The sequence below is a fragment of the Cellulomonas wangleii genome, from assembly GCF_018388445.1.
Taxonomy (GTDB): domain Bacteria; phylum Actinomycetota; class Actinomycetes; order Actinomycetales; family Cellulomonadaceae; genus Cellulomonas; species Cellulomonas wangleii.
This window is the reverse complement of sequence record NZ_CP074405.1, coordinates 1,864,396-1,884,926: the sequence shown is the minus strand read 5'-3', so window position 1 is coordinate 1,884,926 and position 20,531 is coordinate 1,864,396. Positions and strand designations below refer to the sequence as shown.

Annotated in this window: 16 protein-coding genes; 5 read left to right on the top strand and 11 right to left on the bottom strand. The window is 73.4% G+C overall.

From position 1 onward, the window contains the following. Window positions 1–20: 20 nt before the first annotated feature. The 4 genes from pflA to KG103_RS08670 form a co-directional block, all read right to left on the bottom strand. Window positions 21–905, bottom strand: a complete 885-nt coding sequence (pflA, locus tag KG103_RS08685) for a pyruvate formate-lyase-activating protein (RefSeq protein ID WP_207342061.1) — start codon at window positions 903–905, stop codon at window positions 21–23. 80 nt (window positions 906–985) lie between these two features. Next, window positions 986–3,256 (bottom strand): formate C-acetyltransferase, encoded by a 2,271-nt coding sequence (gene pflB / locus KG103_RS08680; RefSeq protein WP_207342062.1) that lies wholly within the window; start codon window positions 3,254–3,256, stop codon window positions 986–988. Window positions 3,257–3,374: 118 nt separating this feature from the next. Beyond that, complete coding sequence (gene dxs, locus KG103_RS08675; protein WP_207342063.1) at window positions 3,375–5,252, bottom strand: 1-deoxy-D-xylulose-5-phosphate synthase; 1,878 nt, start codon at window positions 5,250–5,252, stop codon at window positions 3,375–3,377. A gap of 60 nt (window positions 5,253–5,312) precedes the next feature. Then, window positions 5,313–5,921, bottom strand: coding sequence for a DUF4126 domain-containing protein (locus KG103_RS08670; RefSeq protein WP_207342064.1), 609 nt, complete (start codon window positions 5,919–5,921; stop codon window positions 5,313–5,315). 93 nt (window positions 5,922–6,014) lie between these two features. Here KG103_RS08670 and KG103_RS08665 point away from each other — a divergent pair, with 93 nt between their 5' ends. From KG103_RS08665 to KG103_RS08655, 3 genes are read left to right on the top strand one after another with little or no spacing between them, the layout of a single operon-like run. Further along, entirely contained in the window at window positions 6,015–7,469 is a 1,455-nt protein-coding gene (locus KG103_RS08665; protein ID WP_207342065.1) for a GuaB1 family IMP dehydrogenase-related protein, read from the top strand. 5 nt (window positions 7,470–7,474) lie between these two features. After that, window positions 7,475–8,176 carry a type 1 glutamine amidotransferase gene (locus tag KG103_RS08660; protein ID WP_207342066.1) on the top strand — a complete coding sequence of 234 codons (702 nt, stop codon included), beginning with the start codon at window positions 7,475–7,477 and terminating at the stop codon, window positions 8,174–8,176. Next, window positions 8,173–8,850: an NUDIX hydrolase gene (locus KG103_RS08655; RefSeq protein WP_207342067.1), complete on the top strand. Its 678-nt coding sequence runs from the start codon at window positions 8,173–8,175 to the stop codon at window positions 8,848–8,850. Before KG103_RS08660 ends, KG103_RS08655 begins: the two co-directional genes overlap by 4 nt. Before the next feature lie 67 nt (window positions 8,851–8,917). Here the strand turns inward: KG103_RS08655 and KG103_RS08650 are convergent, their stop codons facing one another. Together KG103_RS08650 and KG103_RS08645 are read right to left on the bottom strand one after the other, a co-directional pair. After that, complete coding sequence (locus tag KG103_RS08650) at window positions 8,918–10,000, bottom strand: Gfo/Idh/MocA family protein (protein WP_207342068.1); 1,083 nt, start codon at window positions 9,998–10,000, stop codon at window positions 8,918–8,920. Between the two features lie 90 nt (window positions 10,001–10,090). Beyond that, a complete protein-coding gene (locus tag KG103_RS08645; RefSeq protein ID WP_207342069.1) occupies window positions 10,091–11,254 on the bottom strand; it encodes a Gfo/Idh/MocA family protein in 1,164 nt (387 codons plus the stop codon). Window positions 11,255–11,470: 216 nt separating this feature from the next. On the opposite strand from KG103_RS08645, the gene KG103_RS08640 reads away from it, so the two are divergent. Together KG103_RS08640 and KG103_RS08635 are read left to right on the top strand one after the other, a co-directional pair. Continuing rightward, window positions 11,471–12,481, top strand: coding sequence for a LacI family DNA-binding transcriptional regulator (locus tag KG103_RS08640; protein WP_207342070.1), 1,011 nt, complete (start codon window positions 11,471–11,473; stop codon window positions 12,479–12,481). A 14-nt stretch (window positions 12,482–12,495) separates the two neighbouring features. Further along, window positions 12,496–13,392, top strand: a complete 897-nt coding sequence (locus tag KG103_RS08635) for an aminoglycoside phosphotransferase family protein (protein WP_307860973.1) — start codon at window positions 12,496–12,498, stop codon at window positions 13,390–13,392. Window positions 13,393–13,417: 25 nt separating this feature from the next. Here KG103_RS08635 and KG103_RS08630 read toward each other — a convergent pair whose 3' ends face one another. The 5 genes from KG103_RS08630 to KG103_RS08610 all read right to left on the bottom strand — a co-directional run bounded on the left by KG103_RS08630 (window position 13,418) and on the right by KG103_RS08610 (window position 20,435). Beyond that, window positions 13,418–13,669 (bottom strand): hypothetical protein, encoded by a 252-nt coding sequence (locus KG103_RS08630; protein WP_207342071.1) that lies wholly within the window; start codon window positions 13,667–13,669, stop codon window positions 13,418–13,420. A 150-nt stretch (window positions 13,670–13,819) separates the two neighbouring features. Next, complete coding sequence (acnA, locus tag KG103_RS08625) at window positions 13,820–16,639, bottom strand: aconitate hydratase AcnA (RefSeq protein WP_207342072.1); 2,820 nt, start codon at window positions 16,637–16,639, stop codon at window positions 13,820–13,822. Window positions 16,640–16,897: 258 nt separating this feature from the next. Continuing rightward, window positions 16,898–17,074, bottom strand: a complete 177-nt coding sequence (locus tag KG103_RS08620) for a translation initiation factor 2 (RefSeq protein ID WP_207342073.1) — start codon at window positions 17,072–17,074, stop codon at window positions 16,898–16,900. A 105-nt stretch (window positions 17,075–17,179) separates the two neighbouring features. Next, on the bottom strand, window positions 17,180–18,442 hold the full coding sequence (locus KG103_RS08615; RefSeq protein ID WP_207342074.1) for a class I SAM-dependent RNA methyltransferase: 1,263 nt from the start codon (window positions 18,440–18,442) through the stop codon (window positions 17,180–17,182). Further along, window positions 18,432–20,435, bottom strand: coding sequence for an APC family permease (locus KG103_RS08610; protein WP_207342075.1), 2,004 nt, complete (start codon window positions 20,433–20,435; stop codon window positions 18,432–18,434). The genes KG103_RS08615 and KG103_RS08610 overlap by 11 nt, the downstream gene beginning before the upstream one ends. Window positions 20,436–20,531 lie beyond the last annotated feature (96 nt).

The window sequence follows — 20,531 nt, the reverse complement described above, 5'->3', positions numbered from 1 at the left end:
AGCCCGACCGTGCGGGGGTGTCAGAAGGTCGTCAGGCCCCGGGCGCGGAAGACGTCGCGGACGGCCTCGGTGGCCTCGCGCGTGGGCGGCTCGGTGTCCTCGAGCTCGTACGTCAGGCCCAGGTCGGCCCACTTGTCGCGGCCCATCTGGTGGAAGGGCAGGACCTCGACGCGCTCGACGGCCTCACCCAGCGAGGCGACGTAGTCGGCGACGGCCTCGACGTTCTCGGGCGCGTCGGTGAGGCCGGGCACGAGCACGAACCGGATCCACATGCGGTTGCCGCGTGCGGCGAGCCGGCGGCCGAAGTCCAGCGTCGGCTGCAGCTCGCGGCCGGTGGCCCGCTTGTACGTCTCGGGCAGGCCGGACTTCACGTCCAGCAGGACGAGCGAGACGTCGTCGAGCATCTCGTCGGTGGCCTGGGCGCCGAGGAAGCCCGAGGTGTCGATGGCGACCGGGACGTCCATCGCGGCCGCGCCGCGCACGAGGCGCCGCACGAACGCGGGCTGCATGAGCGGCTCTCCGCCGGAGATCGTGATGCCGCCGCCGGTGGCCTTGAACACGCCGCGGTAGCGGGCGATGCGCGTGAGGAGCTCGTCGGCGGTGACGTCGGTGCCCCGCCGCATCTCCATGGTGTCGGGGTTGTGGCAGTACAGGCACCGCAGCGGGCACCCGGACAGGAAGATCGTCAGGCGCGTCCCGGGCCCGTCGACCGCGGTGACGAGCTCCCACGAGTGCACCGAGCCGAGCCGGCCCTCGCGCACCGCGGCCAGTCGCTCACCGCGCTCGGCCTCCGTGGCCTCCAGCCCGGCGGTGCCGTGCCCCTGCGTGCGGGTGTGCGAGCCGCCGACGAGCGGCATCCCGAGGGGGACGACCGGGGCGCCGGTCTGCTCGGCGGTGGTGCTCATCAGGGCCTCGCACGGGTCGGTGGTGCAGGGGGGTGCGACCCCGGCCCGGCGGTCAGCGCGCCGGGCCGGGGTCACGGGGGTCAGACCGCGCCGTGGAAGGTGCGGGACAGCACGTCGAGCTGCTGCTCGCGCGTGAGCCGCACGAAGTTCACGGCGTAGCCGGAGACGCGGATCGTCAGCTGCGGGTAGTTCTCCGGGTGCTCCATGGCGTCCACGAGCGTCTCGCGGTTCAGCACGTTGACGTTCATGTGGTAGCCGGAGGACAGCACGTAGGCGTCCAGCAGACCGACGAGGTTGGTCACCTGCTCGTCCTTCGTCCGGCCGAGCCCGGCGGGCACGATCGACGAGGTGAGCGAGATGCCGTCCTGCGACTCCGAGTACGGCAGCTTGGCGACCGACAGCGCGGAGGCGAGCATGCCGTGGGTGTCACGGCCGTTCATCGGGTTGGCACCCGGGGCGAACGGCTCGCCGAGCTTGCGCCCGTCGGGGGTCGACCCGGTGTTCTTGCCGTAGACGACGTTCGACGTGATCGTCAGCACCGACTGGGTGTGCAGCGCGTTGCGGTACGTGGGCACCGCGCGGATCTTCTCCATGAAGGTCCGCACGAGCCACACGGCGATGTCGTCCGCACGGTCGTCGTCGTTGCCGTAGGTCGGGTAGTCGCCCTCGATCACGTAGTCGGTGATGAGGCCGTCGGCCGTCCGCAGGGGCGTGACCTTGGCGTACTTGATCGCCGACAGCGAGTCCGTGACGACCGACAGGCCGGCGATCCCGCAGGCGAGCGTGCGCAGGACGGTGCGGTCGTGCAGCGCCATCTCGATGCGCTCGTACGCGTACTTGTCGTGCATGTAGTGCACGCAGTTCAGCGCGTCGACGTACGTCTCCGCCAGCCAGTCCAGCGTCTTGTCGAACTTGGCGAGCACGTCGTCGTAGTCGAGCACGTCACCCTCGACGGGCGCCGAGACGGGGGCGACCTGCTTGCCCGTGATCTCGTCACGACCACCGTTGATGGCGTACAGCAGCGCCTTGGCGGTGTTGACGCGCGCACCGAAGAACTGCATCTGCTTGCCGACCCGCATCGGGGACACGCAGCACGCGATGGCCGCGTCGTCGCCCCACGAGGCGCGGATCAGCTCGTCGGACTCGTACTGCACCGCGGAGGTGTCGATGGAGACCTGCGCGCAGAACCGCTTGAAGCCCTCGGGCAGCCGCTCGCTCCAGAACACGGTCATGTTCGGCTCGGGGGCCGGACCGAGGTTGTAGAGCGTCTGCAGGAAGCGGAACGACGTCTTCGTGACGAGCGGGCGCCCGTCCTCGCCGATGCCGCCGATCGACTCGGTCACCCACGTCGGGTCGCCGGAGAAGAGCGTGTCGTACTCCGGGGTGCGCAGGAACCGGACGATGCGCAGCTTGATGACGAAGTCGTCGATGATCTCCTGCGCCTGCTCCTCGGTGAGGACACCGGCCTCGAGGTCACGCTGCAGGTAGACGTCGAGGAAGGTGGAGGTGCGGCCCAGCGACATCGCGGCGCCGTTCTGCTCCTTCACCGCGGCGAGGTAGCCGAAGTACAGCCACTGCACGGCCTCGCGGGCGCTGGTCGCCGGCTGCGAGATGTCGTAGCCGTAGGACGCGGCCATCTCCTTGAGCTCACCCAGCGCGCGGATCTGCTCGGCGAGCTCCTCGCGGTCGCGGATGACGTCCTCGACCGAGCGCTCCATGTCGAGCGACGCCTTCTCGAGCTTCTTGGCGGCGATCAGCTGGTCGACGCCGTACAGGGCGACGCGGCGGTAGTCACCGATGATCCGGCCGCGGCCGTACGCGTCGGGCAGGCCCGTGATGATGTGCGACGAGCGGGCGGCGCGCACGTTCGGCGGGTACACGTCGAAGACCCCGGCGTTGTGGGTCTTGCGGTACTTGGTGAAGATGTCGATGATCTCCTGCGGCGCCTCGTACCCGTAGGTCTCGAGCGAGGTCTGGACCATGCGCCAGCCGCCGTTGGGGATGATCGCGCGCTTCAGCGGCGCGTCGGTCTGCAGGCCGACGATCAGCTCGTTCGTCTCGTCGATGTAGCCCGGGGCGTGCGACGTGATCGTGGACGGGGTCGACGGGTCGACGTCGTAGACGCCCTTCGCGCGCTCCTCCGGGAACATCTCCGAGAGCTTGCCCCAGATGCCGGTGGTGCGGGCCGTCGGGCCGGCGAGGAAGTCGGCGTCGCCCTCGTAGGGCGTGTAGTTGCGCTGGATGAAGTCGCGGACGTCGACGTGGTCGGTCCACGGTCCGGCGACGAAGCCCTCCCAGGCCGCGGGTACGACGGTGTCGCTGCGGTCGCTGGCGGCGGCGGTGATGGTCATCAGGCTCTCCCTGGGTCGGGGTCGATGAAGACGACGCTACGGACGGAATGATGGGATGTCTTGGGACCTCTGTCCCCGCGGCCCGGCGGCACTGGTGACGCCCACCACACGAGCCGGTTCACCCCCGCGCGCGCAGCGCCGCGAGCACGTCCCCCGCGACGTCGTGGGGCGTGAGCCGCAGCTCGTCGATCACCTCGTCGCGCGACGCGTGCTCCAGGAAGACTGCGGGGACGCCGAAGGACTGCACGGGCGTCGGCACGTTCGCCTCCCGCGCACGCTGCGCCAGCAGCGCGCCGATGCCACCGTCGACCAGCCCGTCCTCGAGGGTGACGACGTGGTCGTGGTCCCCCACCAGCTTCACGAGCGCGGCCGGCACGGGCAGCACCCAGCGCGGGTCGACGACGGTGACCGCGGTGCCGTCGGCCGCGAGCAGCTCACCGACCGCGAGCGCGGTGGACACCATGGCGCCGATCCCGACGACGAGCACCCGCGTGCCCGCGCCCTCGTGCCGCGCCAGCACGTCGACCCCGTCGGCGTCCTCGATCGCGGGCACGGGGTCGCCCATCGAGCCCTTGGGGTAGCGCACCACGCTCGGCGCGTCGTCGATGTCGACCGCCTGGCGCAGCGCGGCGCGCAGCGTCGGCTCGTCCCGGGGTGCCGCGAGCCGCAGCCCGGGGACGATCGACAGCATGGCCAGGTCCCACATGCCGTTGTGGCTCGCACCGTCGTCGCCCGTGATGCCGGCACGGTCGAGCACGAACGTGACGCCCGCGCGGTGCAGCGCGACGTCCATGAGCACCTGGTCGAAGGCGCGGTTGAGGAACGTCGCGTAGACGGCGACGACCGGGTGCAGGCCGGCGAAGGCCATGCCGGCGGCCGACGTCGCGGCGTGCTGCTCGGCGATGCCCACGTCGAAGACCCGCTCCGGGAACTCCGCGGCGAACGGGGCGAGGCCCACCGGCTGCAGCATGGCGGCCGTGATCGCGACCACGTCCGGCCGGCGCCGCCCGACGCGCACGATCTCGTCGGCGAAGACGCTGGTCCAGCCGAACCGCGACGGCGCCAGCGGCAGCCCCGTCTCGGGGTGGATCACGCCCACCGCGTGGAAGCGGTCGGCCACGTCCTGCTCGGCGGGCGTGTACCCGCGGCCCTTCTCGGTGATGACGTGGACGATCACCGGCCCGCCGAACGCCCGCGCCCGGCGCAGCGCACGTTCCACGGCCTGCTCGTCGTGCCCGTCGACCGGGCCGATGTACTTCAGCCCCAGGTCCTCGAACATGCCCTGGGGTGCGACGACGTCCTTGATGCCCTTCTTCAGGCCGTGCAGCGCCTCGTAGGCCAGGCGCCCGGGCGGCCCGGAGCGGCGCAGGGTGGTCTTGCCCCACGTCAGCACCGACTCGTAGCCCTGTGTGGTGCGCAGCGAGTCGAGGTGCTGGGCGAGCCCGCCGATGGTCGGTGCGTAGGACCGCCCGTTGTCGTTGACGACGATGACGAGGCGCCGGTCGACGCCCGCGGCGATGTTGTTGAGCGCCTCCCAGGCCATGCCGCCGGTGAGGGCACCGTCACCGATGACGGCCACGGTGTGCCGGTCGGACTCGCCGCGCAGCTGCCGTGCCTTGGCGATCCCGTCCGCCCAGGACAGCGCGGTGGACGCGTGCGAGTTCTCGACGACGTCGTGCTCGGACTCGGAGCGGCTGGGGTACCCGGACATGCCGCCCCGGCGGCGCAGCGACGTGAAGTCCTGGCGCCCGGTCAGCAGCTTGTGCACGTAGGCCTGGTGCCCGGTGTCGAACACGATCGTGTCGCGCGGGGAGTCGAAGACGCGGTGCAGCGCGATGGACAGCTCGACGACCCCGAGGTTCGGGCCGAGGTGGCCGCCGGTGCGCGAGACCTGGTCGACGAGGAACTCGCGGATCTCCTCCGCGAGCGCGTCGACCTCCTGCGTCGTGAGCCGACGCACGTCCTGCGGCGACGAGATGCGTTCGAGCAGCCCCACCTGGGCCTCCTTCGTGCCGGTCCCTCCGGCGGTGTGCCGACGGTTGCCGGACCTCCCACTCTAGGTGCCGCGCAGGGGTCCGTCCTGCGCCACCCGCCCGTCCCGCCGTGCGCGCCACCGGCGCCGCAGCACGACGAGCGCCCAGATCCCGAGGGCGAGGACCACCAGGACGAGCACGGGGAGGAACACGGCGAGCAGGCTCAGGCCGATCGCCGCGCCGTCCTCGACGGTCGAGACGACGGGTGCACCCAGGCCCCCCGTGCCGGCGTTGACGACGGGGCGGGCGGCGGCCTTGCCGGCGTGCACGAGGCCCGCGACGACGATGCCGGCGAGGACCGGCACCCAGGGGTTCTCCTGGACCCAGGACGACGCCTCGAGATCCTCCGCCGCGGACGTGGCGGCGAAGACGATGCCCCCGGTGGCCGGCCGGATGAACGTCTGGACGGCGTCGTTCACGGTGTCCACGGCGGGGACCTTGTCCAGCACGACGTCGGCGAGGAGCAGCACCGCTCCGACACCGACCGCCCAGCCGCTCTGCATCCACTCCAGGCCGGCCGGCAGCACGACGACGTCCGTGAACCGCGCGAGGAGCGCCACGAGCAGGAACGGGATGTAGGCGTTGAGTCCCGCCGCGGCCGACAGGCCGATCCCCGTGAGCGCGACCAGCATGTGCGGGAGACTACCCGGGGGGGGTCCGGTCCGCCGGGCCCCGTGCCGCGTCCGCAGCCGGATCGTTAGGATTCCTGGGAAAGGGGTCCCCTCATGCGCTTCCTCGACGGCCACACGGCCGCGTCCGACCTCACGTACGGCGACGTGTTCCTCGTCCCGTCCCGCTCCGAGGTCACCTCCCGCTTCGACGTCGACCTGGCCTCCAGCGACGGCACGGGGACGACGATCCCCGTGGTCGTCGCGAACATGACCGCGGTCGCCGGCCGTCGCATGGCCGAGACGGTCGCGCGTCGCGGGGGCATCGCGGTGCTCCCCCAGGACACACCCACCGACGTGGTCCGCAAGGTCGTCTCGTCGGTCAAGGAGCGGCACCCCGTCGTCGAGACGGCGACCGTGGTCGCCCGCGACGACACCGTCCACACCGCGCTGACGCTCATCGCCAAGCGCTCGCACGGTGCCGCCGTCGTCGTCGACGACGGCCGGCCGGTGGGGGTCGTCACCGAGGCGGACTGCCGGGACGTGGACATGTTCACCCAGGTCGACCAGGTGATGACGCCGGACCCCACGACCGTGGACCTGGCCGTCATCGAGCAGGGCGGCGCCCACGGCCTGGAGGACGCGTACGAGCAGCTCCACCGCTCGCGGCGCCGCTTCTCCCCCGTCGTGTCCGACGGCCGCCTGGTGGGTGTGCTGACGCGCGTCGGCGCGCTGCGGTCGTCGATCTACACGCCCGCGCTCGACGCGCACGGCCGGCTGCGGATCGCCGCCGCCGTCGGCATCAACGGCGACGTGAAGGCCAAGGCGTCCGACCTGCTCGACGCGGGCGTCGACGTGCTCGTGGTCGACACGGCGCACGGCCACCAGCGCAAGATGCTCGACGCGCTGGCCGCGGTGCGGTCGCTCGACCCGCAGGTCCCGGTCGTCGCGGGCAACGTGGTGACCGCGCAGGGCGTGCGGGACCTCGTGGAGGCGGGCGCCGACATCGTGAAGGTGGGCGTCGGACCGGGTGCCATGTGCACGACCCGCATGATGACCGCCGTGGGCCGTCCGCAGTTCTCGGCGGTGCTCGAGTGCGCGACCGAGGCACGCCGGCTGGGCCGGCACGTGTGGGCCGACGGGGGCGTGCGGCACCCGCGTGACGTCGCCCTCGCCCTGGCCGCGGGCGCCTCGCAGGTCATGGTCGGCTCGTGGTTCGCCGGGACGCACGAGTCGCCGGGCGACATGCGCACCGACAGCCAGGGGCGGCTGTACAAGGAGAGCTTCGGGATGGCGTCCGCCCGGGCCGTCGCGGCCCGCACGCAGGGCGGCTCGGCGTTCGAGCGGGCCCGCAAGGGGCTGTACGAGGAGGGCATCTCGCACTCCCGGATGTACCTCGACCCGCGTCGTCCGGGCGTCGAGGACCTGCTCGACCAGATCACGGCCGGCGTGCGCTCGGCGGCGACCTACGTCGGTGCGACGAACCTCGAGGAGCTCCACGAGCGGGCGGTCGTCGGCATCCAGTCCGCCGCGGGGTACGACGAGGGTCGCCCCCTGCCCGACGGCTGGTGAGCGGGATGCGCCCGGTCCTGGTGCTCACGCACGCGCCGCACGAGGGCCCCGGGGCGATCACCCGCGCGCTGGACGTGCCGTACACCGTGCGCACGGTGCTCGACGTCGCCGAGCCGCGGCTGCCCGCCCTGTCGGACGTCTCCGGGGTGGTCGTCATGGGCGGGGCGATGGACGCCGACGACGTCGCGGGACACCCGGGCCTGGCCGCCGAGCGCGGGCTGCTCGCAGCGGCGGTGGACGCGGACGTGCCCGTGCTCGGCGTCTGCCTGGGCCACCAGCTGCTGGCGCTCGCGCTGGGGGCGCGGCTGCACCGCCGCACGTCCCACGAGGTCGGCTTCGCGCCCGTGCGCGTCGTCGCCGACGACCCGGTCCTGGGCGGGCTCGGCCCCGTCGGTGCGGAGCCGACGGTGCTGCACTGGCACAGCGACGAGGTGGACCTCCCTGACGGGGCGACGCTCCTGGCGTCCACCGACGCCACGCAGGTGCAGGCGTTCCGGGCCGGCAGCGCGGTCGGCGTGCAGTTCCACCCCGAGCTCGACGTGGCCATGCTCGACCTCTGGCTGGCCACGCCGGACATGGTCGACGGCATGTCGGACGACGAGGTCGAGTCGCTGCGTGCCGACGGTGCCCGCCACCTGCCGACGCTGGTGCCCGCGGCGCAGCGCGTCTTCGCGGCCTTCGCCGAGCAGGTCCGGGCCCGCGGGTGAGCCCCACGGACGCGGCGGGTGCACGCGCCGACCTGCTGCGCGTGGCCCGTGACGGGATCTCCTGGCCGGGTGACCCCGCCCTGCTCGCCCGCAGCAGCGGCGCACGCCGCTCGGCCGTCCTCGTCCTGTTCGGCGTGCTGGACGACGCCCCGGCCCGGGTCGGCACGCAGCACGTGCCGGCCGACCTCGACGTCCTGCTGCACCGCCGGGCGGCGACCCTCTCGCACCACCCCGGCCAGGTCGCGTTCCCCGGCGGCGGCATCGACCCCGAGGACGACGGCCCCGTGGCGGCCGCGCTGCGCGAGGCGGTCGAGGAGACCGGCCTGGACCCGTCGGGCGTCGAGGTGCTCGGCACGCTGGCCGACGTCCCGCTGCCCGTCAGCGACAACCTCGTGACCCCGGTGCTGGCGTGGTGGGCCCGCCCGTCACGGGTCGTCGCGGTGGACCACCGCGAGGCCGTCGACGTCTTCCGGGCGCCGGTGGCCGACCTCGTGGACCCCGCACGCCGCGGCGTCGTCGTGCACCCCGCGGGTCGAGGGCGGGTGCGCACCCCCGCCTTCGAGCTCGACGGGGGTGTCGTCGTGTGGGGCTTCACGGCGCTCGTGCTGGCGGGCGTGCTCGACGCCGCGGGCTGGTCGGTCCCGTGGGACCGCTCGCGGACCGTCGTCCCCTGACGCCACGCCGACGCGGGCGCGTCGGGGCCCGACGCGGCCGCGTCACGACGTGCCGCGGTCGCGACGCTCAGCCGCGGCCGGTGAGCTCGACGGCCCGGAGCTGCGCCAGGACCGACAGCTCGGCGGCCTTGAACGTGTGCTCCTGGGTCATGGCGTTCTCGGTGCGGTTCAGGCAGTCGAGGACTAGCTCGCCGAAGTACGGGTAGCCGACCTGGCCCGTGAGGTGGAACGCGGTCTCCTCGTGACCGTTCGCGAGGTACAGGTGACCGCCGGTGGCCTGCGGGTCGCCGAGCTGCATGTACTTGCGCTGCTCGATGAACCCCTCGGTGCCCAGGATGATCGTGCGTCCGTCACCCCAGCCCTGCAGGCCGTCCGGCGTGAACCAGTCGCACCGGAAGTAGCCGGTGGCACCGTTGTCCAGGACCAGCATCGCGTCGCCGAAGTCGTCGAGGCCCGGGTGCTCGGGGTGGTGGTAGTTCGCGATCTGCGACCGGACGACCTCACCGTCCGACGCACCCGTGTAGTGCAGGATCTGCTCGATCTGGTGCGAGCCGATGTCGCACAGGATGCCGCCGTACCTCTCCTTGTCGAAGAACCAGTCCGGGCGTCCCCGGCCGAGGCGGTGCGGGCCCGTCCCGATGACCTGCAGGACGCGCCCGATCGCCCCCTGGGCGATCAGCTGCGACGCGAACACGGCCGTCTCCACGTGCAGCCGCTCCGAGTAGTACACCGCGTACGTGCGCCCCGTCCGGGCGACGGCGTCCTTCGCGGCGGCGAGCTGCTCGAGCGTGGTCAACGGCGCCTTGTCGGTGAAGTAGTCCTTGCCCGCCTCCATGACGCGGATGCCCAGGGCGCAGCGCTCGGAGGTGACGGCGGCGCCGGCGACGAGGTGGACGGCGGGGTCGTCGAGCACCTCGGCCTCGCTGCGCGCGATCCTGACGCCCGGGTGGCGGGCGGCGAAGGCCGCGACCTTGCGCGGGTCCGGGTCGTAGACCCAGGCCAGCTCGGCGCCGGCACCGATCAGGCCCTCGACCTGGCCGTAGATGTGCCCGTGGTCCAGGCCGATCGCGGCGATGGTGAACTCCCCCGGTCCCACGACGGGTGCCGGGACGGGGTCGGGGGCGTAGGTCGAGCCGTCGGTCCTGCTCATCGGGCGTGCTCCTCGGACGTCGGGGCCTGCGGTCCGCAGGCCGGGCTGAGGTCGCCGCGGCGCCGGCCGCACGACCGTGACGATGTCGGCTCAGGCGTGCGGGCCGGGCGAGCCGCCGAGGGAGATCACGCCCTCCTGCGACGCCACCGCACGGGTCTTCTCGTGGTACCGCGGGGCCCGTGCCAGCAGGGCCTCGCCGGTGTACCACGGCGACGCGGGATCGAGCGGCAGGTCCACGGGCCGGCGCTCGATCGCGGCCTGGTAGACGGCGGTGACCACCTCGACGGTACGGCGCCCGTCCTCGCCCGTGATCGCGGGCTCGCGGCCGGCGGTGAGAGCGGCCACCACGTCACCGACCTGGCCGGCGTGCCCCTCGTGGACGAGCGGCACGCGGTCGGCGGCGAGCCTCTCGATGCGGGCGACGAGCTCGGCGTTGCCGCCGCGTGCGGGGAAGCCGTTGGGCTGGGCGGACTCCGCCCGCACCGACCACGGCTGGGCGACGGCGGCGTCGCGGCCCTGGACCGCGAAGGCCTGCTCCTCGCCGTGGTGGACGACGGACGCCGTCAGCGTCGCGATCGTCCGCTCCCACTCGAGCAGCGCGACGGAGAGGTCCTCGACCTCGGAGTTGTCGTGCCAGGCGTTCGTCATGACGGCCGTGACGCGCTCGGGCCGCCCGAGCATCCACAGCAGGAGGTCGATGTGGTGGATCGCGTGGTTGAGCGTGGGGCCGCCACCCTCGGACTGCCAGGTGCCCCGCCAGTCCAGGTCGTAGTACGGCGTGCCCCGCCACCACGCGGAGTCGACACGGGCGTGCGACACCGGTCCGAGCAGTCCCGAGTCGACCGTCTCCTTCACCGCGGCCAGGTCGTTGCGGAACCGGTTCTGCGCGACCACGCTGAGCGTCCTGCCGGCCCGGCGCGCGGCCGCGAGCATCTCGTCGCAGGCGGCGACCGAGGGTGCCATCGGCTTCTCGACCATGACGTTCTTGCCCGAGAGCAGCAGGTCCACCGTGAGGGACCGGTGCGACGACGGCGGCGTGCAGACGCTCACCAGGTCGACGTCCTGGCGTGCCAGGAGCTCGTCGAAGGTGACGACGTCGGCGTCGAGGAGCCCGAAGGCGGCCTTCGCGTCGTGCGCCCGCGACGGCACGACGTCGTGCAGGGCGACGACGCGGCACTCCTCGGGGAACGTCGCGTACCCCGCGAGGTGCGCCGCCGCGATGCCGCCGGTCCCGACGACGCCGACGTTGAGCATGGTCCGGGCTCCTTGCTGCCGGTGTGCGTGCTGTCGACGCACACGAGGTCGCGTGACGCGTCGACCCAGGAGGTCGTCGGGCACGTGATACGTATCAGCGGTGATACGTATCACGGTAGGATGCGGGCCACGGGTGCACCCGTCAAGCCGTGACGCCGTCACGCCGTGCCGGGGCGGTCCCGGCCGGCCGGAGTCCACCCGCGGCGGAGGACCGACATGGACGCACCGCGCGCCACCAGCCGAGACGTCGCACGCCTCGCAGGCGTGGCGCAGTCGACCGTCTCCTACGTGCTCGCCGGCAAGGGGTCGATCTCCCCCGCGACGCGCGAGCGCGTCCGGCGGGCCGCCGAGCAGCTGGACTACCGGCCGAACCTCGCCGCCCGTGCGATGCGCACCCGCCGCACGGGACGCGTGGCGGCCGTCATGGGCCTGCCCGCCTACGACCCCGCCGCCATGCTCGCCGGCGCCTCGGCCGCGGCGCAGGCCGCCGGCTACGCGATGGACGTCCTGCACGTCGACGGCAGCGTCGAGACACGCAGCGAGCGCGTCCTCGAGCTCGCGCGGTCCGGCCTGTTCGACGGGGTCCTGTCCTTCACCCCGCTCCTGCCCGCCGTCGGCGAGCGCGCCCCGACCGACGTCCCCGTCGCGGTGTCCGAGACCTTCGACGACGACATGCACGCCGCCGGGGAGCTCGTCGACGCCTCACCGGTCGCGACGTTCGTCGAGCACCTGGCCGCACTCGGCCACACGCGCTTCCTCCACGTCGCGGGCCCGTCGCAGTACGCGTCCGCCGTGGCGCGGCGCGACGCGTACGTGACGACCGTCGAGCGCCTCGGCCTGACGTCGCTCGGCGTGGTCGAGGGCGACTGGTCCGGCCGGGCGGGTCTCGACGCGATCAGGTCGCTGCCCGACCACGCACCGCCGCTCGCCGTCATCGCGAGCAACGACCTCGTCGCCGTCGGCGTGATGCGCGGGGCCGCGGAGCGCGGGTGGTCCGTCCCCGGGGACGTCAGCGTCACCGGGTGGGACGACGCCCCCGTCGGCCCCTACCTGACGCCGTCGCTCACGACCGTCGACACCGACCGCGCCGAGGCCGGACGGCGCGCGATGCGGCAGCTCGTCGCCGCCCTGAACGGCGAGCCGGCGCCCCACGGGCTGCCCCCGCTCACCACCATCGTCTGGCGGGAGTCGACCGCCCCACCCTCGGACCGGACCGCGCGCCCGTGACGTAGCGTCGCCCCGTGCCGACGCCCCCGCTGCCCCGCCACCCGATGATCGAGGTCGACGTCGACGCGGAGCTCGCCCGTGCGCTGCTCGTGCAGCAGCACCCCGACCTCGCGCACCTGCCGCTGCACGGGCGGACGTTCGGCTGGGACAACCTCACCTGGCGACTGGGCGAGGACCTCGCGCTGCGGTTCCCCGTGCGGGAGACGTCCTCGACGCTCGTCGAGCGCGAGCAGCGGTGGCTGCCTGTCCTCGCCGCGCGGCTGCCGGTGCCCGTCCCCCGCCCGGTCCGCGACGGCCGCCCGGGGCACGGCTACCCGTGGGCGTGGAGCGTCGTGCCGTGGCTGCCCGGCACACCGGTGGCCGCGACGCCCGTCGCCGACCGCACCGGCTGGGCGACGGAGCTCGCCGACGCGCTGGCCGCGCTGCACCGGCCCGCGCCGCCCGACGCCCCCACCAACCCGTACCGCGGGGTGCCCCTGGCGCAGCGGCACGAGGTCATGGCGTCCCGCCTGACGGAGGCCGTCCCGCACGTCGCCGCCCTGCGCGACGCACTCGAGGCCGGCCTGGCCGCACCCGCGTGGGACCGGGACCCCGTGTGGGTCCACGGCGACCCGCACCCGGGCAACCTCGTGGCCGCGGGCGGCCACCTGACGGGCCTGATCGACTTCGGCGACCTGTGCTCCGGCGACCCCGCGAGCGACCTCGCCACCGCGTGGATGACGTTCGACGCGGCCGGGCGCGCGGCCTTCGTGGCGCGGACGCAGGAGGCGCACCGCTGGGACGCCGCGACGTGGGTCCGGGCGCGGGCCTGGGCGGTGTCGTACGTGCCGGTCCTGCTCGCGCACCCCGAGGAGTACCCGCTGATGGCCGCGGTCGGCCGTCACACCGCCGCGCAGGTCGCGGCGGCCTGAGCGCCGGCACCGGCCGGGCCACGCGTCACGGACGCCCGACGCGGTCGGCCGTCCGCAGGACCACGACACCCGCCAGCACCGCCACCAGCGCGGCGACGAGCACGGTCGTCATGTACGGCGCGGCCTCCGGAGGCACCGGGCAGCCCGCGGACGAGTCCTCCTCCTCGCACGAGGCCCACGGCTGCAGGAGGACGACGCCCACCAGCAGCACGCCCCACGCGACCAGCAGCCACCCGACCAGCGCGAGGCGCTGCGCCTCCCGCGCTCCTGCGTTCATGCCTGCCTCTTCGCGGCTGTCGCCGACGGGTCGTCGGCGCGGGGCGTGCACGGTAGCAGGCGCGCCACCGTCGGGTACTGCCCCCGACGCGCCCGAGGGGGCGCCCCGTCGTGCGGGACGCCCCCTCGGGGAGCTGCGACGAACGCGGGGTCAGGCGACCCCGGCCACCTGGCGCAGCACGTACTGCAGGATGCCGCCGTTGCGGTAGTAGTCCGCCTCGCCGGGCGTGTCGATGCGCACGACCGCGTCGAACTCGACGACCGAGCCGTCGGGCTTGGTGGCCGTGACCTTGACCGTGCGCGGCGTCGTGCCCTCGTTGAGCGCCGTGACGCCGGCGATGTCGAACGTCTCCGAGCCGTCCAGGCCCAGGGAGTCCGCGCTCTCGCCCTCGGGGAACTGCAGCGGCAGCACGCCCATCCCGATGAGGTTGGACCGGTGGATCCGCTCGAAGCTCTCGGTGATGACCGCGCGCACGCCCAGCAGGCGCGTGCCCTTGGCCGCCCAGTCGCGCGACGAGCCCGAGCCGTACTCCTTGCCGCCGAGGATCACGAGCGGCACACCGGCCGCCTGGTAGGCCTGGGAGGCGTCGTAGATCGTCGTCTGCTCGGTGCCGCCCTCGAGCCAGTTGACCGTGAACCCGCCCTCGACGCCCGGCACCAGCTGGTTGCGCAGCCGGATGTTGGCGAACGTGCCGCGGATCATGACCTCGTGGTTGCCCCGGCGCGAGCCGTAGGAGTTGAAGTCACGACGCTCCACGCCGTGCTCCGCGAGGTACTGACCCGCCGGGCTGTCCGCCTTGATGGAGCCGGCGGGGCTGATGTGGTCGGTGGTCACGGAGTCGCCGAGCTTGGCGAGCACGCGGGCACCCGAGATGTCCGTGACGGGCTCCGGCGTGGCGGCCATGCCCTCGAAGTACGGGGGCTTGCGGACGTAGGTCGAGTCGGCGTCCCAGTCGAAGACGTTGCCCTCGGGCGTCGGCAGCGCGCGCCACCGGTCGTCGCCCGCGAAGACGTCGGCGTAGTCGGACTCGAACATCTGGCGGTCGATCGACGCGTCGATCGTGGCCTGCACGTCCTCCGGCGACGGCCAGATGTCCCGCAGGAAGACCTGCTCGCCCGCCTCGGTGGTGCCCAGGGGCTCGTTCTCGAAGTCGAAGTCCATCGTCCCGGCCAGCGCGTACGCGATGACCAGCGGCGGCGACGCGAGGTAGTTCATCTTCACGTCGGGGTTGATGCGGCCCTCGAAGTTGCGGTTGCCGGAGAGCACCGACACGACCGACAGGTCGTGCTCGTTGACGGCCGCCGAGATCTCGTCGGCCAGCGGGCCGGAGTTGCCGATGCAGGTGGCGCAGCCGTAGCCGACCAGGTGGAAGCCCAGCTTCTCGAGCGCCGGCCACAGACCGGCCTTCTCGTAGTAGTTGGTGACGACCTGCGAGCCGGGCGCCATCGACGTCTTGACCCACGGCTTGGCCGACAGGCCTTTCTCGACCGCGTTGCGGGCCAGCAGCGCCGCGGCGAGCATCACCGACGGGTTCGAGGTGTTCGTGCAGCTCGTGATCGAGGCGATGACGACGTGCCCGTGGTCGAGCTCGGTGGTCGTGCCGTCCGCCAGCGCGACGGGCACGCGCTTGTGCGGGCGGCGCGCGGCGTCGCCGTTCGGCACGTCGGCCGGCTTGTCGGAGTCGTCCTCGTGCTCGCCGGCCGCGATGGGGTCGGACGCGGGGAACGTCTCCGCGACGGACTCGTCGAGGCCCGAGAAGGGCGCGGCCTCGGCGTCGGAGACGTAGTCGACGATCGTCGTCGCGAACGACTCCTTGGCCGCCGAGAGCTCGATGCGGTCCTGCGGGCGCTTCGGCCCGGCGATCGACGGGACCACGCTCGACAGGTCCAGCTCGAGGTACTCGGAGAACACGGGCTCGACGTACCCGGCGGCGGCCGGGTCGTGCCACAGGCCCTGCTCCTTGGCGTACGCCTCGACGAGCGCGAGCTGCTCCTCGGAGCGCCCCGTCAGGCGCAGGTAGTCCATCGTCACGCCGTCGATCGGGAAGATCGCGGCGGTCGAGCCGAACTCGGGGCTCATGTTGCCGATCGTCGCGCGGTTGGCCAGCGGCACGGACGCGACGCCGTCGCCGTAGAACTCGACGAACTTGCCGACGACGCCGTGCTGGCGCAGCTGCTGCGTGATCGTCAGGACGACGTCGGTGGCGGTCACGCCGGACGGGATGGTCCCGGAGAGCTTGAAGCCGACGACCCGCGGGATGAGCATCGACACGGGCTGGCCGAGCATGGCCGCCTCGGCCTCGATGCCGCCGACGCCCCAGCCCAGCACGCCCAGGCCGTTGACCATCGTGGTGTGCGAGTCGGTGCCGACGCAGGTGTCGGGGTAGGCCTTGCCGTCACGGACCATGACGACCCGGGCCAGGTACTCGATGTTGACCTGGTGCACGATGCCGGTGCCCGGGGGGACGACCTTGAAGTCGTCGAAGGCCGTCTGGCCCCACCGCAGGAACTGGTAGCGCTCGAAGTTGCGCTCGTACTCGAGCTCGACGTTGCGGGCGAACGCGTCACGGCGCCCGGCGACGTCGATCTGGACCGAGTGGTCGATGACGAGCTCGGCGGGTGCGAGCGGGTTGATCCGCTCGGGGTCGCCACCGAGGTCGGCCACGGCCTCCCGCATCGTCGCGAGGTCGACCACGCAGGGCACACCCGTGAAGTCCTGCATGATGACGCGCGCCGGAGTGAACTGGATCTCGGTGTCGGGCTGCGCCCGCGGGTCCCAGCCCGCGAGCGCGCGCACGTGGTCCGCGGTGATGTTGGCACCGTCCTCGGTGCGCAGCAGGTTCTCCGCGAGGATCTTCAGGCTGTACGGCAGCCGCTCCACGCCGGGGACGGCCCCGAGCCGGTAGATCTCGTACGAGGCGTCACCGACCTCGAGAGTTCCCTTCGATCCGAAGCTGTCGACGCTGCTCACTGGCGCTCCTTCGCTGGCTGTGTCCGGGCTCTCACGTCCCGGCTCCCGGGCCCTGCCCCCGGCCAAGCCTAGGACGCGGGAGGGCGGATGCCCGAGCAAGTATCTTGATGTCAAGATACATCGTACCGCGTCGGGGCGGTCCCCTGCACAGGTCGACACACCGGTCGACACACGGCTCGACACACGGCTCGACACACCGGTCGGCACGCCACGAGGGGCGGCCCGCCCCCGGACCGCCCCTCGTCGGTGACGCGTGCCTCAGCCCGCGTCGCTCTCGCGGCTCGCCCGCAGCGCCTCGGCGGCCTTGCGCTCGGCCTCCACGGCACGCTCGTGCGCCCGCGGGTCGTAGTCGGGGGTGCCCTGCTTGTGCAGCTCCTGGGTCGCGATGCGGCTCGCCTCCGCGAGCCGGCTGGCGGCGTCCTGCGACTCGGTCATGGTCCGCTCCTCATCGTCCGTCCGCGACGGGGTCCCGTCGGGGCCCGGCCCGCGGGCCCGCCACCACGCTAGGCCCGCCCGGGACGGCCCGCGCGGCGGCGCGCCTCAGCGGTCGAGGACTGCGACGGCCTCGAGGTGGTGCGTCATCGGGAACAGGTCGTGGCCGGTGACCGTCACGTCCGACCAGCCGCGCTCACCCAGCAGGGCCACGTCGCGCGCGAGCGCCGCAGGGTCGCACGCGACGTACACGATGCGGCGCGGGCGCAGCGCGGCGATCGCGTCGACGACCTTGCGACCGGCGCCCGTGCGCGGCGGGTCCAGCACCACGACGTCGGCGGCCGCCACGGCAGGCGCCCCGCCGCGCCGCCCGCGCAGCACGTCGAGCACGTCACCGGCGTGCAGCTCGACCTGGGGACGGTCGTGCGCGTTGCGGCGCGCGTCGCGCACGGCCCGCTCGTCACCCTCGACGGCCACCAGGCGCCCGTCGGCGCCGACCGCGTCGGCCAGCGGCGAGGAGAACAGCCCGGCGCCGGAGTACAGGTCGAGCACCGTCGCACCCGCGACGTCCCCGACGGCCTCCAGGACGCGGGAGGCGAGCAGCGCCGGCGCCTCGCGGTGCACCTGCCAGAACCCGGCGGCGGCCACGCGGTAGTCGTACGCCCTGCCGGCGAGCTCCACGTGCTCGCGCACGGCTGCGCGCGCGTTGGGGCGCGGGTCGCGGCGGTTGCTGTGCAGGTCGAACGGCGCGCCGTCGAGCAGCACCAGCGCCGACGAGCCGTCCGCCGGGGCGACGGCCTCGATCCGCGAGCCGGCCGGCCAGCGCCGGTCGAACAGGCCGAGCGCGGCGATGTGCTCGGTGGCCAGCGGCATGTCCGCCAGCGGCACGACGTCGTGCGAGCGGTACGCGCGCATCCCGGCACGCCCCTCGGCGTCGACGTGCAGGTCGATGCGCGTCCGCCAGGCCAGCCCACCGCGCGCGTCGTCACCCGGCGCCGCCGTGACCTCCGGCTCGAGGTCGAGCCGCGCGAGGCGTCGCAGCTGCTCGGCCAGCACGGCGCGCTTCCACGCGCGCTGTGCGGGCAGCGCGACGTGGGCGAGCTCTCCCCCGCCCACACCACCGGGGCCGGCGGCGGGCCAGGCGGACGGCACGCGGTCCGGGGACGCGTCGAGGACCTCGACGGCGTCCGCGCGCCAGAACGACGCGTCCGGGGACGCGTCGGTCAGCCGCGCGCGCACCCGCTCACCCGGCAGCGTGTGCCGGACGAACACGACACGTCCCTCATGACGGGCGACGCAGTGGCCTCCGTGGGCCACCGGGCCGATCTCCAGGTCGACGATCGTTCCGTTGCGCAGGGTCTCAGAAGGCACCCGGTACGGTACCTCGCACCGGCTCCTCGAGGCCCGTCTGCCCGGCGGAGGACGCGAGCTGCCAGGGCACGGAGGCGACGACCACCCCGGGCGTGAACAGCAGCCGGCTCTTGAGCCGCAGCGCGCTCTGGTTGTGCAGCAGCTGCTCCCACCAGTGGCCCACGACGTACTCGGGGATGTAGACCACCACGAGGTCGCGCGGGCTCTCGCGGCGGATCGAGCGGACGTAGGTGAGCACCGGGCGCGTGATCTCGCGGAACGGCGAGTCCAGGACCTTGAGCGGGACCGGCACGTCGGCCGCCTCCCACTGCGCGCGCAGCTCCGCGACGTCGTCGGCGTCGACCCCGACCGTCACGGCCTCCACGACGTTCGGCCGGGACGCGCGGGCGTACGCCAGCGCGCGCATCGTGGGACGGTGCAGGTGCGACACCAGCACGACCGCGTGCACGCGGCTGGGCAGCGCGCGGGCCGACTGCTCGTCGGCACCGAGCGCCAGCTCGGCACGGACGCGCGAGTAGTGGCGGTGCACCGCCTGCATGACGACGTAGACGCCCGCCATCGCCAGGATCGCGATCCACGCACCCAGCAGGAACTTGGTGGCGAGCACGATCAGCAGCACCGTGGCGGTCATGCCCAGGCCGATCGCGTTGACCACGCGGGACCGTCGCATCCGGGCGCGGACCTGCGGGTCGGGCTCGGTGCGCAGCCCCCGCGTCCAGTGCCGCACCATGCCCAGCTGCGACAGCGTGAACGAGACGAAGACCCCGACGATGTACAGCTGGATGAGACGCGTGACCTGCGCGTCGAACGCCCAGATGAGCGCGATCGCGCCCAGGGCGAGCGTCACGATGCCGTTGGAGAACGCCAGCCGGTCGCCGCGGGTGTGCAGCTGGCGCGGCAGGTAGCCGTCGCGGGCCAGGATCGAGCCCAGGACGGGGAAGCCGTTGAAGGCCGTGTTGGCGGCCAGCACCAGGATCAGGCCCGTGACGACCGACACGAGCACGAACAGCAGGTGCTGGCCGGAGAACACGGCGCCGGCGAGCTGGCTGATGACGGGGTGCTGCTCGTACCCCTCACCGACCGGCACGCCGTCCCGCAGCAGCTGCGTGGCGGGGTCGTCGACGAACCTCACGCCGGTGGCCTGCGCGAGCAGCAGGATCGACAGGATCATCGCGACCGAGATGGACCCGAGCAGCGCCAGCGTCGTGGCGGCGTTGCGCGACTTCGGCTTGCGGAAGGCGGGCACACCGTTGCTGATCGCCTCGACACCGGTCAGGGCGGCGCAGCCCGAGGCGAACGCGCGCAGCACGAGGAACCCGCCCGCCAGGCCCATGAGCCCTTGGTCGAACCCCTGCTCGGCCGCGACGCCCAGGCCGGCGCTCTCGGCCGGCGGCAGGGTCCCCGAGAAGTAGCGCACGGCACCGACCACCGCGAGCGAGCCCATCGCGCCCATGAACAGGTACACGGGGACGGCGAAGACGGTGCCCGACTCCTTGACGCCGCGCAGGTTGAGCAGCGTGAGCACCACGACCAGCGCGATCGCGAAGGACGTCTCGTGCCCGCGCAGCGCCGGGACGGCGGTGGCTGCGTACTGCGCCCCGGACGAGATCGACACCGCCACGGTCAGCACGTAGTCCACGAGCAGGGCGCTCGCGACCGTGACGCCCGCCTTGGGGCCGAGGTTGACGGACGCGACCTCGTAGTCGCCGCCGCCCGAGGGGTACGCGTGCACGTTCTGGCGGTAGGAGGCCACCACCGTCAGCAGCACGACCGCGACGCCCAGCCCGACCCACGGCGAGACGGTCAGCGCCGTCAGCCCCGCCAGGGACAGTGTGAGCAGGATCTCGTCGGGGGCGTACGCGACGGAGGACAGGGCGTCGGACGCGAAGACGGGCAGCGCGATGCGCTTGGGGAGCAGGGTGTGGCCCAGCCGGTCGCTACGGACCGGACGGCCGAGCACGAGCCGCTTGGCGGCGTCTGCGAGGTCCGACACGATGAGCGATCGTATGCCCGTCCGATCCCCGGCACACGCGGGTTCGCCCCACGCGTGACCACGACGACGGACGCGCTGCGGCCCGGGCACCCCCGG

Bases quoted from the DNA above. Each gene is read 5' to 3' on its own strand.
- KG103_RS08670 (WP_207342064.1), bottom strand. From the start codon at position 5,921: ATGCTGGTCGCGCTCACGGGGATCGGCCTGTCGGCCGCGGCGGGACTC.
- KG103_RS08630 (WP_207342071.1), bottom strand. From the start codon at position 13,669: ATGAACGCAGGAGCGCGGGAGGCGCAGCGCCTCGCGCTGGTCGGGTGG.
- KG103_RS08665 (WP_207342065.1), top strand. From the start codon at position 6,015: ATGCGCTTCCTCGACGGCCACACGGCCGCGTCCGACCTCACGTACGGC.
- KG103_RS08660 (WP_207342066.1), top strand. From the start codon at position 7,475: ATGCGCCCGGTCCTGGTGCTCACGCACGCGCCGCACGAGGGCCCCGGG.
- KG103_RS08620 (WP_207342073.1), bottom strand. From the start codon at position 17,074: ATGACCGAGTCGCAGGACGCCGCCAGCCGGCTCGCGGAGGCGAGCCGC.
- KG103_RS08650 (WP_207342068.1), bottom strand. From the start codon at position 10,000: ATGAGCAGGACCGACGGCTCGACCTACGCCCCCGACCCCGTCCCGGCA.
- KG103_RS08640 (WP_207342070.1), top strand. From the start codon at position 11,471: ATGGACGCACCGCGCGCCACCAGCCGAGACGTCGCACGCCTCGCAGGC.
- pflB (WP_207342062.1), bottom strand. From the start codon at position 3,256: ATGACCATCACCGCCGCCGCCAGCGACCGCAGCGACACCGTCGTACCC.
- pflA (WP_207342061.1), bottom strand. From the start codon at position 905: ATGAGCACCACCGCCGAGCAGACCGGCGCCCCGGTCGTCCCCCTCGGG.
- KG103_RS08645 (WP_207342069.1), bottom strand. From the start codon at position 11,254: ATGCTCAACGTCGGCGTCGTCGGGACCGGCGGCATCGCGGCGGCGCAC.